This window comes from Vibrio agarilyticus (assembly GCF_012641465.1).
GTDB classification, from domain to species: domain Bacteria; phylum Pseudomonadota; class Gammaproteobacteria; order Enterobacterales; family Vibrionaceae; genus Vibrio; species Vibrio agarilyticus.
In genome coordinates, this window is record NZ_JABAIK010000008.1 from 163,082 (window position 1) to 176,895 (window position 13,814).

Sequence of the window (13,814 nt, forward strand, 5' to 3'; positions counted from 1 at the left end):
TATGATCGTTTGGAGTGTCGCGAATCAAAAAGGGGGCGTGGGTAAAACCACCACAACAGTGACCCTTGCTGGACTACTGAGTTTGAGGGGCCATCGAGTGCTGATGGTGGATACTGATCCGCACGGCTCTCTTACAACCTATCTCGGCTTTGACCCCGACAGTACTGAGCGCAGTTTGTTTGACTTGTTTCAGTTAAAGCAGTTTGATCACGCCTCTGTCAAACCGCTTGTCATGCCAACAAATGTTTCCGGCATCGATATTATTCGTGCGCATATGTCACTGGCGACGTTGGATCGTGTCATGGGCAACCGCAGTGGCATGGGGTTAATTTTGAAGCGAGCTCTGCTCGCTCTTGCACAAGATTATGATTACGTGCTGATCGATTGTCCGCCGATTTTGGGGGTGATGATGGTCAATGCGTTAGCGGCCAGTGACCGTATTTTAATTCCAGTGCAAACCGAATTTTTGGCCATGAAAGGGCTAGAGCGCATGGTGCGAACACTTGCCATTATGCAAAAATCGCGGCAAGCACCGTTTAAGGTCACCATAGTTCCGACCATGTACGATAAGCGCACCAATGCGTCATTACAAACCTTGACTCAGTTAAAAAAAGATTACCCAACGAATGTTTGGGCCTCTGCCGTGCCAATTGATACTAAGTTTCGCGATGCCAGCTTAAAGCGTTTACCCGCGTCACACTTTGCGGCAAGCAGCCGTGGTGTTTTTGCTTATAAGCAGTTGTTGGTGCATTTAGAGAGGTTGGCTATCGATGAAAAATGATGGGCCAACGCTGTCAAGTGAGCAGGCATTAGACGATTATTTCAGTGCGTTGCTGCTGGATGATGCTGCAATTGCTGATGAAGGCGTAGATGAGTTAAGTGCTGCGCATATGGATGTCGCGAATGTCTATGAGCAGGATTTCATTGCATCTCAGTCACAGAATGACGCTTATGAGCAGGCCGAGTCTTATGCGATGCCAATGGCTGAGCTACAGTGGCAGCCTACGACCTCTTCTTTGACTTCGTCGCCTGCGTTGCAAGAGCTTCAAGCACCGAATCTAGAGGATGTGGAGCGGCTTTTAAGTCAATTGGAATCAACCAATGCTGAAGTCGATTTCGACATCGACCATATTCTCGCATCAAACACACAAGAGTTGAGCGCAAGCCAAGCCTCGGTGGAGGAGGTTGTTGAAACCAAACTCACCAGCGTTGTGCTAGATGACGATGAAATTCAAACTTGGGATATTGAAAACTCAGAGACTGAATATCTTGACGTGATTGGCATCGATTCGTCCGCGACTTTAGACGCGCCCTGTGCGATTGCACAAGAGCTGGATGCGATAGCCGAAGCGCCAAGGGTTGATGATGCAGCCTTGACGAGCGCTTTACTTGAAACCGACACAGGCCAAGAGCTGCCACAAACATGGCAATTTTCTCAGCGTGATAGCGACTTTCAAGTGCTCTATTTTGAGGTCAACGGCGTGACATTTGCGGTGCCGTTGGATGAGTTGGGTGGCATACATCGACTGGCGACTTTAAATCACTTGCTGGGACGTCCCGACTGGTATTTGGGATTGCAGACATCACGAGAGCAGCAATTGGATGTGGTCGATACGGCTAAGTGGGCGATGCCAGAGCGACTCGATGATGAAACTTACCGCGAAGATTATCAATATATTGTCATGCTAGGTGTGAGCACTTGGGGTTTGGCATCGAGCCAACTACTGGGAACCGAGTGGCTTAGTTCGGATTCCGTGCGCTGGCGCGAACAAGCAGGCAAACGCCCTTGGCTCGCTGGCATGGTGAAAGAAAAAATGTGTGCGTTAATCCACGTTGACGCAATGATTAATATGTTAAGTGCCGGACTTGACGTAAAATCGCTGAAGTAAAGAACAGTGCTAAGCGATAGCAGTGAGGAATGTTTATGTCTCAATTGAATGAAATCGAAGTAAAAAAAGATCAAATGAACGATGAAGTTCTGCAGTGGGTAACGTTTCAACTTGAAGAAGAAACCTACGGCATCAACGTAATGCAAGTGCGTGAAGTTTTGCGTTACACCGAGATAGCACCTGTCCCTGGTGCGCCAGATTATGTGCTTGGCATCATCAACCTTCGTGGTAACGTGGTCACTGTGATTGACACGCGTGCGCGATTTGGTTTGGTTGAAGGCGAAGTCACGGACAATACGCGCATCATCGTCATTGAGTCTGAACGTCAAGTGATTGGTATTTTAGTTGATAGTGTTGCTGAGGTGGTTTATCTGCGCACATCGGAAATTGATACCACACCGTCTGTCGGAACTGACGAAAGCTCGAAATTTATTCAAGGCGTTAGCAACCGTGACGGCAAGCTTTTGATCTTGGTAGATTTGAATAAGTTGCTTTCTGAAGACGAATGGGATGAGATGGCGCATCTGTAATGTTTGCTTTGCCCTCGTTTGAGTCATTGTGGCCGCTGATTGCGGCAGGCATGTTGATTCTCTTTGTTTTAGTGTTAGTGGTATTGCGCCGCTCGGTTGTTGTCACAGCAAGGCTAGAAGCTCAGCGCCAGAAACTTCGTCATAGTGAAAAAGAGCTGCAAAAAGCCAGCAAACAGTTGGTTGAAATGCGTTCTGTGGTGATAGGTCTTGGGCAACGGTTGACTGAGCAGCTCGAAACCATTCAATTGCTTGAAGAGCGAGTCATTGAGTTGGAAAACGCGGATACCGATGGCCGACTCTATTCTCGCGCCACTAAAATGGTACAACTGGGCGCTGACATCAATGAGCTTATTGAAGAGTGCGAGCTGCCCAAAGCCGAGGCGGAATTAATGTTGTCGCTGCAAAAGAAATTGGCAGGAAAAGAAGCGATTCCACCATTGCAACGTGGTTTACACACATCGGCTGCAAATCGCTCGTCATCTGGTTCACGCCATAACAGTGGTCAGCAGCGTGGTTTAGACCCCTCGTTAGTTTCGTCTCGCTCGACGTCAAGAATGCGTTAATTTGCTATCAATAAAAAAGAAGCTACGGCTTCTTTTTTATTTTCTATCTCAGACCTGCCTAACACAATGTAGCTCAATGCTTCGTTTACTAATGTGCTTCGTTTACGAATATGCTTAGACAACAAAATGTGGCTTGCTCAGAGTGATGCTAATCTCGCATCTAGGTTATGCGCGACTTGAATGGAACCTAGGATACGTTAACGTACTCTTTAGCGTATACTGCGATCACAAAATGCGGCTTATTTGACGCGCGTCATGGTGAATTTGCCGCTTGCTGGCACAATATTAACGTGCTACGAGAGCGAATTTGGTGCGAGCATAGCGAGAGGTCTCGATTTACGATTGAATGTTGAGTGAATGTAAAAATACAGGCATAACGATTCAGCGGAAACAAATTCTCACTAATCTTAAAGTTACGTATTATTGATCTGGTCTATTCACTCGTAAGAGCTGTGGTAAAATGATCGCCTTGAGTTGGATATATACCCAAGTGACTTCAAGATGCTGGATTCAGAGCCGGCTCACTGAGCTGAGAGCAAGGCAAACAACGCAGCGAAATAGCGAGCCTATTTTCAAGTTGTTTAACGCAGCTCTCGGTTCAGTGATTGGCTCCCAAAGGGCGAGCTGCATTGGTTCATCAGCTTTGTTGACGATTTTCGATTGAGAGCCACTCAATCTTCAAATCCTCGCCTCACTGACAAACCAAGTCATTCTCGCTGAACCATACATCTTGAGGTTACTTGGGTATACCTGTCCTACTTGAAGTTGCAGCGTTGTTGACAGCCACTCACAAACCTCATCACATAGCTTATCTATGCTCAGAGGCTTTGTTCGTTGGTCGCCTACCTGCCTCTTCAAGTTGTCTAGGTAGAGTCCTAACTTCCAATATTTATATTCGTTCTACTTGAGCTAGCTAACTCAATAGAGCAGAGGCTGAATGACACTATGCTTTCTGTTGTCGATTTAACTGCAATTCGTGATGATCGAGTGCTTTTTGAACGGCTGTCTTTTTTGATCTCACCGGGTGAAATCGTTCAAATTGAAGGTCGCAACGGTACGGGGAAAACGACGTTACTGCGTATTCTGACGGGGCTAGGTCATCGCGATGATGGTGAAGTGCGTTGGTGTGATGAGCCGATAGAGGCATGCCGTGATGATTTTCATCACTCCTTACTTTATTTGGGACACCATACTGGCGTGAAGCGAGAGCTCACTGCGTTAGAAAACCTTTCCTTTTTTCAATCGCTCAATGGGGGCGAGTCCGCAGAGGGCGCATTATTTCAAGCGCTCGCTCAGGTGGGGTTGGCTGGACGTGAAGATGTGCCGGCAGGGCAGTTGTCAGCTGGCCAGCAGCGACGAGTGGCCCTAGCTCGCTTGTGGCTAAGTGATCATAAGTTATGGATTTTGGATGAGCCTTTGACGGCGATTGATAAACAAGGCGTTAAAGTGCTTGAGCGCCTATTTGTACGTCACGCCGAGGATGGCGGCATCGTCGTCTTGACGACGCACCAAGATATGTTTGCCGATCATGCGGCATTAAGAAAAATTAAGTTGGGTGATTAGCAATGCTAAATGCAATGGCTACTATTGTTCGGCGTGAATTGCTGATTGCCTTTCGTCGCCAAGCTGATGTGCTGAATCCGCTGTGGTTTTTTATTATCGTCATTACGCTATTCCCGCTTAGCATTGGGCCAGAGCCTAAATTGCTTGCGCGTATTGCGCCTGGCATTGTCTGGGTTGCGGCACTGCTTGCCGCACTGCTCTCATTGGAGCGACTGTTTCGCGATGATTTTCAAGATGGTGCGTTAGAGCAAATGATGCTTACGCCATTGCCAGTACAACTGGTTGTTATCGCCAAAGTGATGGCTCACTGGTTGTTGACAGGCTTGCCACTGTTGATTATCAGCCCGCTTTTGGGCGTGTTATTGTCGCTCAATTTTGATACTTGGCTTGCGGTTGTGGTGACCTTGCTTGTCGGCACACCAACCTTGAGTTTTATTGGCGCCATTGGCGTTGCGCTGACGGTGGGGTTGCAAAAAGGGGGCGTACTTCTTAGTTTGCTCATTTTGCCGCTCTACATCCCTATCTTAATTTTTGCGACATCGGCAATTGATGCTGCAGCCCTAGGTATGGCGTATAACGGACAAGTGGCTATTTTAGGCGCCATGTTGGCAGGGTCAGTGACCTTGACCCCATTTGCCATCGCGGCGGCACTGCGCGTTAGCGTGCATTAAAACGAATTTTTCTATACCCAAACCCATTGAGAGTGAGTAATTGTTATGTGGAAATGGCTCCACCCTTTAGCCAAGCCTGAAACTGCTTATCGACTGTGTGGCAAACTGCTGCCTTGGTTTGCAATTTTGGCACTATTAAGTTTGTCGGTCGGAACCGTCTGGGGTTTGGCTTTTGCCCCTTCAGATTATCAGCAAGGCGATAGTTTTCGCATCATTTACATTCATGTTCCTTCTGCGATTTGGTCAATGGGCGTCTATATGTCAATGGCTATCGCGGCCTTTATTGGTCTGGTTTGGCAGGTCCGTTTAGCGGAGCTGTCGGCTTTGGCCATGGCACCCATTGGCGCGGTGTACACGTTTATTGCGCTTGTCACTGGTGCCGTTTGGGGTAAGCCGATGTGGGGTGCTTGGTGGGTTTGGGATGCGCGCCTAACGTCAGAGCTCATTCTGCTGTTCTTATATTTGGGTGTCATCGCGCTTTATCATGCGTTTGATGAGCAAAAAACGGCGGCAAAAGCGGCGGGTATTTTAGCCGTGGTAGGCGTGGTTAATTTGCCTATTATCCATTTCTCAGTTGAGTGGTGGAATACGTTGCACCAAGGTGCCACGATAACCAAATTTGATAAGCCATCGATTTCCAGTGATATGTTGTGGCCGCTGCTACTGAATATTCTTGGTTTCGCGCTGTTTTTTGCCGCATTGACTATGGTGCGCCTGCGCAACGAAATTATCAGCAAAGAAAGCCATCGCCCATGGGTTTCTGAGTTGGTGTTGAAACAATCACGATAAGGTAACGATTATGCATTTTGACACCTTTAACGATTTTCTAGCAATGGGCGGTTATGGCCCATATGTTTGGAGCGCATTTGCGATTACCTATGGCGCAATGCTCATCCTGTGGGTGAGTAGTGTGCGTCGCAGTCGACAACTCCTCAACGAAGTGAAAGCAAAAATCGCACGACAAGCGCGTATTGATGCGGCGAAAAAAATGGAGAACACGTTATGAACCCGAGACGTAAAAAACGCTTAGGGATTGTGCTGGCAATTTTTGTTGGCGTTGGTGCGATGGTCGGATTGATGATCTACGCACTGAATCAAAACATGGACTTGTTCTATACACCAACGGAACTGGTGAATGGTAAACCTGACGGCACTAAGCCTGAAGTGGGGCAACGTTTACGCATTGGTGGTATGGTCGTGAAAGACTCGATTCGCCGCGATCAAGAGTCACTCAAAGTGAGCTTTGATTTGGCAGACGTCGGCCCGAAAGTGACCGTGGTTTACGAGGGCATTTTGCCCGATCTTTTCCGTGAAGGTCAGGGGATTGTTGCTCAAGGTGTGTTGACCAACGCAAACACCGTCGAGGCGTTTGAAGTGCTTGCAAAGCATGATGAAGAGTACATGCCGCCTGAAATCGCAGAGGCAATGGAAAAGACGCATGCACCGCTTCAATACAGCGACCAACAGAAACAAGGTAGCAACCAATGATTGCAGAAATTGGACACTTTGCGCTGGTTTTATCGCTTGCCATGGCAGTGCTGCTTAGCATTTTGCCAATGTGGGGAGCGGCCAATAATAGTGCGATGTTAATGAATACCGCGCGACCATTGTCTTGGGGCATGTTTGGCTTCTTGTTGCTCTCTTTTGCCCTGTTGTCGTGGGGTTTTTACAGTAATGATTTCACGATTCAGTATGTCGCGAGTAACTCAAACTCGCTGCTTCCTTGGTATTACCGCTTAACTGCTGTTTGGGGTGCCCATGAAGGCTCGCTACTGCTTTGGGTGTTAATTCAAGCAGGTTGGACCGTTGCAGTGGCTAAGTTTAGCCGAGGCATGCCGCAAGAGTCTGTCGCGCGTGTGCTTGCTGTGATGGGGCTTATTACCGTCGGGTTTTTGCTGTTTATTATTCTGACCTCAAACCCATTCTTGCGCACTTTGCCGTACTTTCCGGTCGATGGCCGCGATCTTAACCCACTGTTGCAAGACCCTGGCCTGATCATTCATCCACCAATGCTCTACATGGGCTACGTTGGATTCTCGGTCGCCTTTGCGTTTGCGATTGCATCTTTGATAAGCGGTAGACTGGACACCGCATGGGCGCGTTGGTCTCGCCCATGGACAACCGCTGCGTGGTTATTTCTGACCTTTGGTATCGCATTGGGCTCGTGGTGGGCTTATTACGAACTAGGCTGGGGCGGTTGGTGGTTCTGGGATCCCGTCGAAAATGCGTCATTTATGCCATGGCTTGCTGGTACGGCCTTGATGCACTCTTTGGCGGTAACCGAAAAACGCGGCACATTTAAAGCGTGGACTGTACTGTTGGCGATTTCGGCGTTTTCACTGAGCTTATTAGGCACCTTCCTTGTTCGTTCTGGTATTTTGGTTTCGGTACATGCTTTTGCGTCCGATCCTGCTCGCGGTATGTTCATTCTTGGCTTCTTAGTCTTTGTGATTGGCGGTTCGCTACTGCTCTTTGCTCTCAAAGGGGCAACGGTGCGCGCGCGTGGCAATTTCGACTTGATCTCGCGTGAAAACGCACTGCTTATCAATAATATTCTATTGATTGCTGCGCTGTTTGTGGTGCTTGTTGGTACCTTATTGCCATTAGTGCATAAACAGATCGGTCTGGGTTCGGTATCGATTGGCGCGCCGTTCTTTGACATGCTTTTTGCCTGGTTGATGATGCCATTTGCCTTCTTCTTGGGGATTGGTCCTTTGGTGCGTTGGAAGCGCGATCAGCTGTCAACGTTAGCCAAACCCATGCTCATTTCAGGCGTGTTGTCGATTGCATTAGCAGGCGTCTCAATGTGGGCATTTGCTGACTTCTTTACCATGATGGGCTTTATCGGTTGGCTGATGGCTTACTGGATCATTACGATGCATGGTTTTGAGCTGTATCAACGTGCCACACATCGCCATCCATTTATGGTCGGCGTGCGCAAGCTGCCACGCAGCCACTGGGCAATGATTTGTGGTCACATTGGTTTGGCGGTAAGCGTTATCGGTATCACTATGGTTCAGCTTTACAGCATTGAGCGAGATGTTCGTTTGGCACCGGGTGATAACTTTGTGATTGAAGGCTATAACTTCCACTTTGCTGGTGGTCGTGACGTCGCTGGTCCGAACTATGAAAGCTTTATTGCTGACTTTGAAATTAGCCACAGTGGACGTTATATCAACACGTTGCACGCCGAAAAACGCTTTTACAACACCGCAAAATCGATGATGACCGAAGCGGCAATTGATCGTGGCGTCACGCGTGATTTGTATATCGCCATTGGTGAGCGTATGGCGGATAACCATTCGTGGGCGGTACGGATCTACTACAAACCGTTTGTGCGTTGGATTTGGGCAGGTTCACTGATCATGGTGCTGGGTGGTTTGCTGGCCATCAGTGATAAACGCTACCGTTTTCGCAAAACATCAAAGCCTCAGCTTGAGGAGGACGCATGAATAAAAAAGTACTCTTTATTCCATTAATCGCGTTTTTGCTCCTAGCGGCCGTGTTTGCCTTTCAGTTAAGTCGTAACCAGCAAGGGGATGACCCGACTAAGTTAGAATCGGTCTTGATTGGTAAACCGGTACCGCAATTTCGCTTAGAAGATTTAGCCGAGCCGGGCAAGTTGTATGACCAAGCGGTGTTTCAAGGTGAGCCCTTGCTGCTAAATGTTTGGGCAACCTGGTGTCCGACCTGTTATGCCGAGCACACTTACTTGAATGAGTTGGCGGCAAGTGGCGTTAAGATTATTGGCCTGAATTACAAAGATGATCGTAACAAAGCGATTGGATGGCTCAATGAGCTGGGCAATCCTTATCTTATCAGCTTGTTTGATGGCAACGGCATGTTAGGGCTGGATTTGGGGGTTTATGGCGCGCCAGAGACCTTCTTGATTGATGCCAATGGGGTGATTCGTTACCGTCATGTGGGTGATGTTAACGCCACCAATTGGCAACAAACACTTCAGCCGTTGTATCAGCAAATGCAACAAGAGGCGACGCAATGAAACGATTTCTATTAGCCATCGCAGCGTCGTTGCTGGTGTCACTATCAGCGTATGCCACGATTGAGGTTTACGAGTTTGACACTCAGCAGCAAGAGCAGCAATTTAAAGAGTTAGGCAATACGTTGCGCTGCCCTAAGTGTCAAAATAACACCATCGCAGATTCTAATGCGGCATTAGCCCAGGATTTGCGACAAAAGGTGTATGAAATGACCAAAGATGGGCAATCGAAAGATGAGATTGTCGATTATATGATCGCGCGTTACGGTAACTTCGTGACGTACAATCCACCATTGACGCTTGCCACCTCTGTGCTTTGGTTCGGTCCGTTAGTGGTTATCATGATTGGTTTTGTTTTGATTGTGGCGCGCAGTCGTCGCAACAAAACAGTGGCGACACAACAAGAGACTTGGGATGAAGGCAAAGAAGCACAACTTAATGCTTTGCTAAATGACAAGCCCGACGGAGAACACAAAAAATGACGTTGTTTTGGTTATCAACCGTTGCGCTTACGTTATTGGCTTGCGGCATCATTATTTATCCTCTTTTGCAGAAAAACACCAACAAAGACGATGTATTGCGTGATGAACTCAACAAAGCGTTTTATAAAGATCGATTGTCGGAGCTGAAAGAAGAGAACGATGAAGGGTTGGTGAATAACGAAGGTGATTTAATCGCTGATCTAAAGCAGTCGCTGCTTGATGATATTCCTGAGCAGCAGGCGCAACAAAAAACCGCGCTGTCACCTTGGGCGGTGATTGTACCATCGGTACTGCTTACTGTGGTTTTGAGTTACGCGCTCTACGCTCAATTTGGCGCATCCAACGATGTTGAACAATGGCATCAAGTCAATGAGAACTTACCTGAGCTGTCGAAAAAGTTAATGGGTGCAACGGCAGAGCCGCTGAGTGACGATGAGATGCAAGATCTGATTTTGGCGCTGCGAACTCGGCTGCATTACAACAGCAATGATGCGACGGGCTGGTTGTTGCTCGGACGCCTGGGTTTAACCGAACGCAACGTCACGCTGGCAACCGACGCTATGCGCAAGGCGTATCAGCTCAAGCCTAATGACAATGATATTAAACTCGGTTTAGCGCAAGCGCTTATGATGTCGCAAGACGAAATGGATCAGAGTCAGGCACGAGCGTTGTTGGGCAATTTGATTCAGCAAGAGCAGGTGGATATTCGAGTTTTCTCTTTGCTCGCATTTGATGCGTTTGAACGTCAAGACTTCAAAGCGGCGATTCGCTACTGGCGCGTTATGCAGCAAATGTTACCTCCAGAAGATGGCCGTTATGAAATGCTCACGCGCAGTATTGCCAGTGCGCAAAAGCGTCTGGGAGAAACGGGTGTGGCCGAAGACTCAGTGACAGTGACAATTGAGGCCGATGCAAACGCACTCACCAATCCTAATGCGGTGCTTATTGTGTCTGCGCACGATGCAAATGGTTCGCCTATTCCAGTTGCCGCTGCACGCTACCCACTTGGTGCGTTTCCTCGGACACTGGTGATCGATGATAGTAACAGCATGATGGAAGGCCAAAAATTGTCATCGCTCAAATCATTTATCATCCGCGCGCGAATTGACACCGATGGTAATGTTGCGACTCGAGAAGGCGATTGGTATGGCGAGAGTGACGTTACAGAGCAAGGAGAACCCGTCAAGCTCTTGATCAATAAGCAATACTAATTTTACGGTTTATCGCGTAAACTTTGTTAGGCCAGTATTTTCCTTTTCCACTTGGCGCACTCGCGGCAAATGTTTTGAGGCGATGCTGGCCTTTTTGCACCTTAGTGCTTTAATCTCAAATGTAAGAATGCCGACACCGCAAGGGAGAGGGTTAGGCGTTGATTAATATATACTTGCAAGACTTGTCGTTGCAGAAAAACACTAAGCAATTGAGCTTCCATGAACAACGGTTAATTATACCCAAACAGCGTCAATTAGAACGGGTCTATGTGATTGGGTGAAATGCAAGCAACGCTTCTGCAGTCAAGTATTACGGGTATAAATGGACGGATAATAACATGTACAAGATGGGAAACGCGTTAGCGCTGAGCTGCTTATTATTGCTGGGTACGGCCGGCTGCTCAAGTGTTCCAACGGATGAGGCGAACGGTGCATCTACCGCAAATGATCCGTTTGAAGGTTTTAACCGCGTGATGTGGGATTTTAATTTCAATTATCTAGACCCTTATATTGTTCGTCCTGTGTCATTGGGGTATGTGGAATACACGCCAGAGCCAGTGCGTACGGGCATTGCTAACTTTTTGTCGAATCTTGATGAGCCTGCGAGTGTGGTGAACAACTTGCTTATGGGTAATGGCACCAAAGCGATGGATCACTTTAACCGATTTTGGATCAACAGTAGCTTGGGCTTGCTCGGTTTTATTGATGTTGCCGGTTATACTGGAATCACCAAGCAAGACAACAAGTCGTTTGGTGATGCTGTGGGTCATTGGGGAGTGGGTAATGGGCCTTATTTGATGATCCCTGCCGTTGGTCCATATACTGTCCGTGAAACGACTGATTTTGTTGATGGCCTTTATGTACCCCTTTCCTTATTGAATTTTTGGGCGGGTGTCGGCAAATGGGCGTTAGAAGGCATGGAAACCCGCGCTAGTCTTGAGCCACAACAGGCGCTGATTGACGATTCGCCAGATCCGTACATTTTGACCCGTGAAATCTATCTGCAACGTCAAGATTTCAAAGCTGAAGTGGAAGCTCCTGAAGAGAATGCCGAAGAAGAAGCTTTGCTTGATGAGTATTTGGAAGATGATTTTGACTTTGAATAACGAAAGCGGCGTTAAATAACTTGAAAATAGGCTACTATTCCGCTGCGTTGTTTGCCTTGCTCTTAGACCAGTAAGTTGGCTCTGAATCCAGCGTCTTGAAGTCACTTGAGTATATAAAAAGTGCCGATTAAAAAAGCTCAGCAATCACGCTGAGCTTTTGTGTATTTATTCTGGCAAAAACCTTAGAAACGATAGTTTGCTTGAATACCTGCAAGCCAAATGCTGCCTGTGGTTTCACCGACAAAGCGACCACCAACATCTTCGGCACTATTGTCAGAATCATAGCCACGAGATTCGGTGATTGGCGCATCTTTGGCCAAAATATAAGTAAAGCCAGCATCAAAGCTGAGATTTTGATCCCACTGATATTCAGCGCCGACACTTAGCCAGGTACGGTCAGTCTCTGGAATGGTAATCGCACGATTTTTGTCTGATACCGCCGAGGTATCGTACGCCACGCCACTGCGCAGTGCCCATTTACTTGTCACTTGGTAAGTCGCGCCGACGGCAAAACGGTAGTTGTCTTCCCAGTTTTCGACTTTCACCATGCTGGTATTGTCCGAGAAATCCGCTTCAAGTTGATCAAACGCGCTCCAATCGGTCCAGTTAATGCTCGCATGAACGGCTAATTTGTCGCTCACTTGATGATTACCCGCCAGCTCAAGAGTTGCTGGTAGCGTGAGGTCCATGCTTCCAGCGCGTGTTTGGCCCGGTAGTAGCAGAAAACCAATCCCTTCGGCGTGCCCTTCAAGGGTTAAATCGACTGCCGATTTATACGCAATGCCCACTTGGCTGTTTGAATTGATACGCCAAAAAGCGCCCACTTGCCAGCCCCACGCGATGTCATCGCCTTCCATATATTTCAATGCGGTGCCTTGAGGGAATCCCGGTGCATTATTTTTCGGAGTGGTAGCACCAAAATGGCCGTCAGCCATCACAATGCGTAAACCGCCGCCAAGGCTAAATGCAGGCGTGATTTTGTAGGCGACATTGAGGTTGCCTTCTTGTGAGATGATGCTGGCTTTATCACCAAAATGTGACGCGCCAAAATCACGGCCTAGATCGGTTTCCATACCGTAGTTGGTGCCAAAAGCGACGCCCAATGCCCACTCATCGTTCACCTGATGTGAAAAGTAGAAGTTTGGGATCACCGCGTCATGAGCAAAATCGTTTGACGCGACTGACGTTGTGGTGCCATTTAGCGTGACACTACCTGCCACATCCACATTCGGGTCAACATAAATGGCACCAGTCGAGACTTGGGTGCCTTTTAGTTCAGTAAGCAGTGCAGGGTTACGCCATTGAGCGCTTGCGTTATCCGCGATGGCGGCTTCACCAGCGTAGGCGCGTCCAAGACCAGTCGCTGAATATTCGGCTAATTGAAAACCTGCTGCGTTGACTGTGCTTACTCCGCTAAGGCCAATGATGGCGGCGAGTAATGTAAGCTGAGTAGATAGAGAACCTTGATGTGTAGAGGTACGTTCCATGAGTTGTGTTCGCTGAAATTGTGAATGTGTAATCAGCGATCATAGCTCTAGAGTAAAAACTTTAAAATGGTTGGTGGTAAATGAACTAATTACAGAACTATATAGTGAGTATCCGGACTAATTAGTGATTTAAACTGCTTTGTGTTAAAGCTGGCATTTTTTTCAGCGAACAGCTGTTACGATAATAGGGGGGTTGATACTACATATGTACGCTGAATACAGCGTTCATCGATTTTGTATATAAGCAAAAGTGCTAAAACTTTAAGTGAGAATGAGATAGCAAAAAGGCCGCATCAAGCGGCCTTAGACTTT

Annotated in this window: 15 protein-coding genes; 14 read left to right on the forward strand and 1 reads right to left on the reverse strand. The window is 47.7% G+C overall.

Annotated elements, in window-relative coordinates:
* Window position 1: 1 nt before the first annotated feature.
* The 14 genes from HGP28_RS10135 (at window position 2) to HGP28_RS10200 (ending at window position 12,015) form a co-directional block, all read left to right on the forward strand.
* The gene (locus tag HGP28_RS10135; protein ID WP_168836337.1) at window positions 2-781 is read left to right on the forward strand and encodes a ParA family protein; all 780 of its coding nucleotides are present in this window, start codon (window positions 2-4) and stop codon (window positions 779-781) included.
* Window positions 771-1,889 (forward strand): chemotaxis protein CheW, encoded by a 1,119-nt coding sequence (locus HGP28_RS10140; protein WP_168836338.1) that lies wholly within the window; start codon window positions 771-773, stop codon window positions 1,887-1,889. The genes HGP28_RS10135 and HGP28_RS10140 overlap by 11 nt, the downstream gene beginning before the upstream one ends.
* Window positions 1,890-1,924: 35 nt before the next feature.
* Entirely contained in the window at window positions 1,925-2,419 is a 495-nt protein-coding gene (locus HGP28_RS10145; protein WP_168836339.1) for a chemotaxis protein CheW, read from the forward strand.
* Complete coding sequence (locus tag HGP28_RS10150) at window positions 2,419-2,982, forward strand: DUF2802 domain-containing protein (RefSeq protein ID WP_168836340.1); 564 nt, start codon at window positions 2,419-2,421, stop codon at window positions 2,980-2,982. Before HGP28_RS10145 ends, HGP28_RS10150 begins: the two co-directional genes overlap by 1 nt.
* Window positions 2,983-3,927: 945 nt before the next feature.
* On the forward strand, window positions 3,928-4,545 hold the full coding sequence (gene ccmA / locus HGP28_RS10155; protein ID WP_168836341.1) for a cytochrome c biogenesis heme-transporting ATPase CcmA: 618 nt from the start codon (window positions 3,928-3,930) through the stop codon (window positions 4,543-4,545).
* Window positions 4,546-4,547: 2 nt separating this feature from the next.
* A complete protein-coding gene (gene ccmB, locus HGP28_RS10160; RefSeq protein WP_168836342.1) occupies window positions 4,548-5,216 on the forward strand; it encodes a heme exporter protein CcmB in 669 nt (222 codons plus the stop codon).
* A gap of 45 nt (window positions 5,217-5,261) precedes the next feature.
* Window positions 5,262-6,005, forward strand: a complete 744-nt coding sequence (locus HGP28_RS10165; protein ID WP_168836343.1) for a heme ABC transporter permease — start codon at window positions 5,262-5,264, stop codon at window positions 6,003-6,005.
* A gap of 10 nt (window positions 6,006-6,015) precedes the next feature.
* The gene (gene ccmD / locus HGP28_RS10170; RefSeq protein ID WP_168836344.1) at window positions 6,016-6,222 is read left to right on the forward strand and encodes a heme exporter protein CcmD; all 207 of its coding nucleotides are present in this window, start codon (window positions 6,016-6,018) and stop codon (window positions 6,220-6,222) included.
* Complete coding sequence (ccmE, locus tag HGP28_RS10175; protein WP_168836345.1) at window positions 6,219-6,704, forward strand: cytochrome c maturation protein CcmE; 486 nt, start codon at window positions 6,219-6,221, stop codon at window positions 6,702-6,704. The genes ccmD and ccmE overlap by 4 nt, the downstream gene beginning before the upstream one ends.
* Window positions 6,701-8,668 (forward strand): heme lyase CcmF/NrfE family subunit, encoded by a 1,968-nt coding sequence (locus HGP28_RS10180; RefSeq protein ID WP_168836346.1) that lies wholly within the window; start codon window positions 6,701-6,703, stop codon window positions 8,666-8,668. Before ccmE ends, HGP28_RS10180 begins: the two co-directional genes overlap by 4 nt.
* Window positions 8,665-9,219: a DsbE family thiol:disulfide interchange protein gene (locus HGP28_RS10185; RefSeq protein ID WP_168836347.1), complete on the forward strand. Its 555-nt coding sequence runs from the start codon at window positions 8,665-8,667 to the stop codon at window positions 9,217-9,219. The genes HGP28_RS10180 and HGP28_RS10185 overlap by 4 nt, the downstream gene beginning before the upstream one ends.
* Window positions 9,216-9,698 carry a cytochrome c-type biogenesis protein gene (locus HGP28_RS10190; protein WP_168836348.1) on the forward strand — a complete coding sequence of 161 codons (483 nt, stop codon included), beginning with the start codon at window positions 9,216-9,218 and terminating at the stop codon, window positions 9,696-9,698. Before HGP28_RS10185 ends, HGP28_RS10190 begins: the two co-directional genes overlap by 4 nt.
* The gene (gene ccmI, locus HGP28_RS10195) at window positions 9,695-10,909 is read left to right on the forward strand and encodes a c-type cytochrome biogenesis protein CcmI (protein WP_168836349.1); all 1,215 of its coding nucleotides are present in this window, start codon (window positions 9,695-9,697) and stop codon (window positions 10,907-10,909) included. The genes HGP28_RS10190 and ccmI overlap by 4 nt, the downstream gene beginning before the upstream one ends.
* 338 nt (window positions 10,910-11,247) lie before the next feature.
* Window positions 11,248-12,015 carry an MlaA family lipoprotein gene (locus HGP28_RS10200; protein ID WP_168836350.1) on the forward strand — a complete coding sequence of 256 codons (768 nt, stop codon included), beginning with the start codon at window positions 11,248-11,250 and terminating at the stop codon, window positions 12,013-12,015.
* A 182-nt stretch (window positions 12,016-12,197) separates the two neighbouring features.
* Here the strand turns inward: HGP28_RS10200 and HGP28_RS10205 are convergent, their stop codons facing one another.
* Window positions 12,198-13,502, reverse strand: a complete 1,305-nt coding sequence (locus tag HGP28_RS10205; RefSeq protein ID WP_168836351.1) for an outer membrane protein transport protein — start codon at window positions 13,500-13,502, stop codon at window positions 12,198-12,200.
* Between the last annotated feature and the right edge of the window lie 312 nt (window positions 13,503-13,814).

Bases quoted from the DNA above. Each gene is read 5' to 3' on its own strand.
- ccmB (WP_168836342.1), top strand. From the start codon at position 4,548: ATGCTAAATGCAATGGCTACTATTGTTCGGCGTGAATTGCTGATTGCC.
- ccmI (WP_168836349.1), top strand. From the start codon at position 9,695: ATGACGTTGTTTTGGTTATCAACCGTTGCGCTTACGTTATTGGCTTGC.
- HGP28_RS10185 (WP_168836347.1), top strand. From the start codon at position 8,665: ATGAATAAAAAAGTACTCTTTATTCCATTAATCGCGTTTTTGCTCCTA.
- HGP28_RS10145 (WP_168836339.1), top strand. From the start codon at position 1,925: ATGTCTCAATTGAATGAAATCGAAGTAAAAAAAGATCAAATGAACGAT.
- HGP28_RS10205 (WP_168836351.1), bottom strand. From the start codon at position 13,502: ATGGAACGTACCTCTACACATCAAGGTTCTCTATCTACTCAGCTTACA.
- ccmD (WP_168836344.1), top strand. From the start codon at position 6,016: ATGCATTTTGACACCTTTAACGATTTTCTAGCAATGGGCGGTTATGGC.
- HGP28_RS10180 (WP_168836346.1), top strand. From the start codon at position 6,701: ATGATTGCAGAAATTGGACACTTTGCGCTGGTTTTATCGCTTGCCATG.
- HGP28_RS10150 (WP_168836340.1), top strand. From the start codon at position 2,419: ATGTTTGCTTTGCCCTCGTTTGAGTCATTGTGGCCGCTGATTGCGGCA.
- ccmA (WP_168836341.1), top strand. From the start codon at position 3,928: ATGCTTTCTGTTGTCGATTTAACTGCAATTCGTGATGATCGAGTGCTT.
- HGP28_RS10135 (WP_168836337.1), top strand. From the start codon at position 2: ATGATCGTTTGGAGTGTCGCGAATCAAAAAGGGGGCGTGGGTAAAACC.
- ccmE (WP_168836345.1), top strand. From the start codon at position 6,219: ATGAACCCGAGACGTAAAAAACGCTTAGGGATTGTGCTGGCAATTTTT.
- HGP28_RS10190 (WP_168836348.1), top strand. From the start codon at position 9,216: ATGAAACGATTTCTATTAGCCATCGCAGCGTCGTTGCTGGTGTCACTA.
- HGP28_RS10200 (WP_168836350.1), top strand. From the start codon at position 11,248: ATGTACAAGATGGGAAACGCGTTAGCGCTGAGCTGCTTATTATTGCTG.
- HGP28_RS10140 (WP_168836338.1), top strand. From the start codon at position 771: ATGAAAAATGATGGGCCAACGCTGTCAAGTGAGCAGGCATTAGACGAT.
- HGP28_RS10165 (WP_168836343.1), top strand. From the start codon at position 5,262: ATGTGGAAATGGCTCCACCCTTTAGCCAAGCCTGAAACTGCTTATCGA.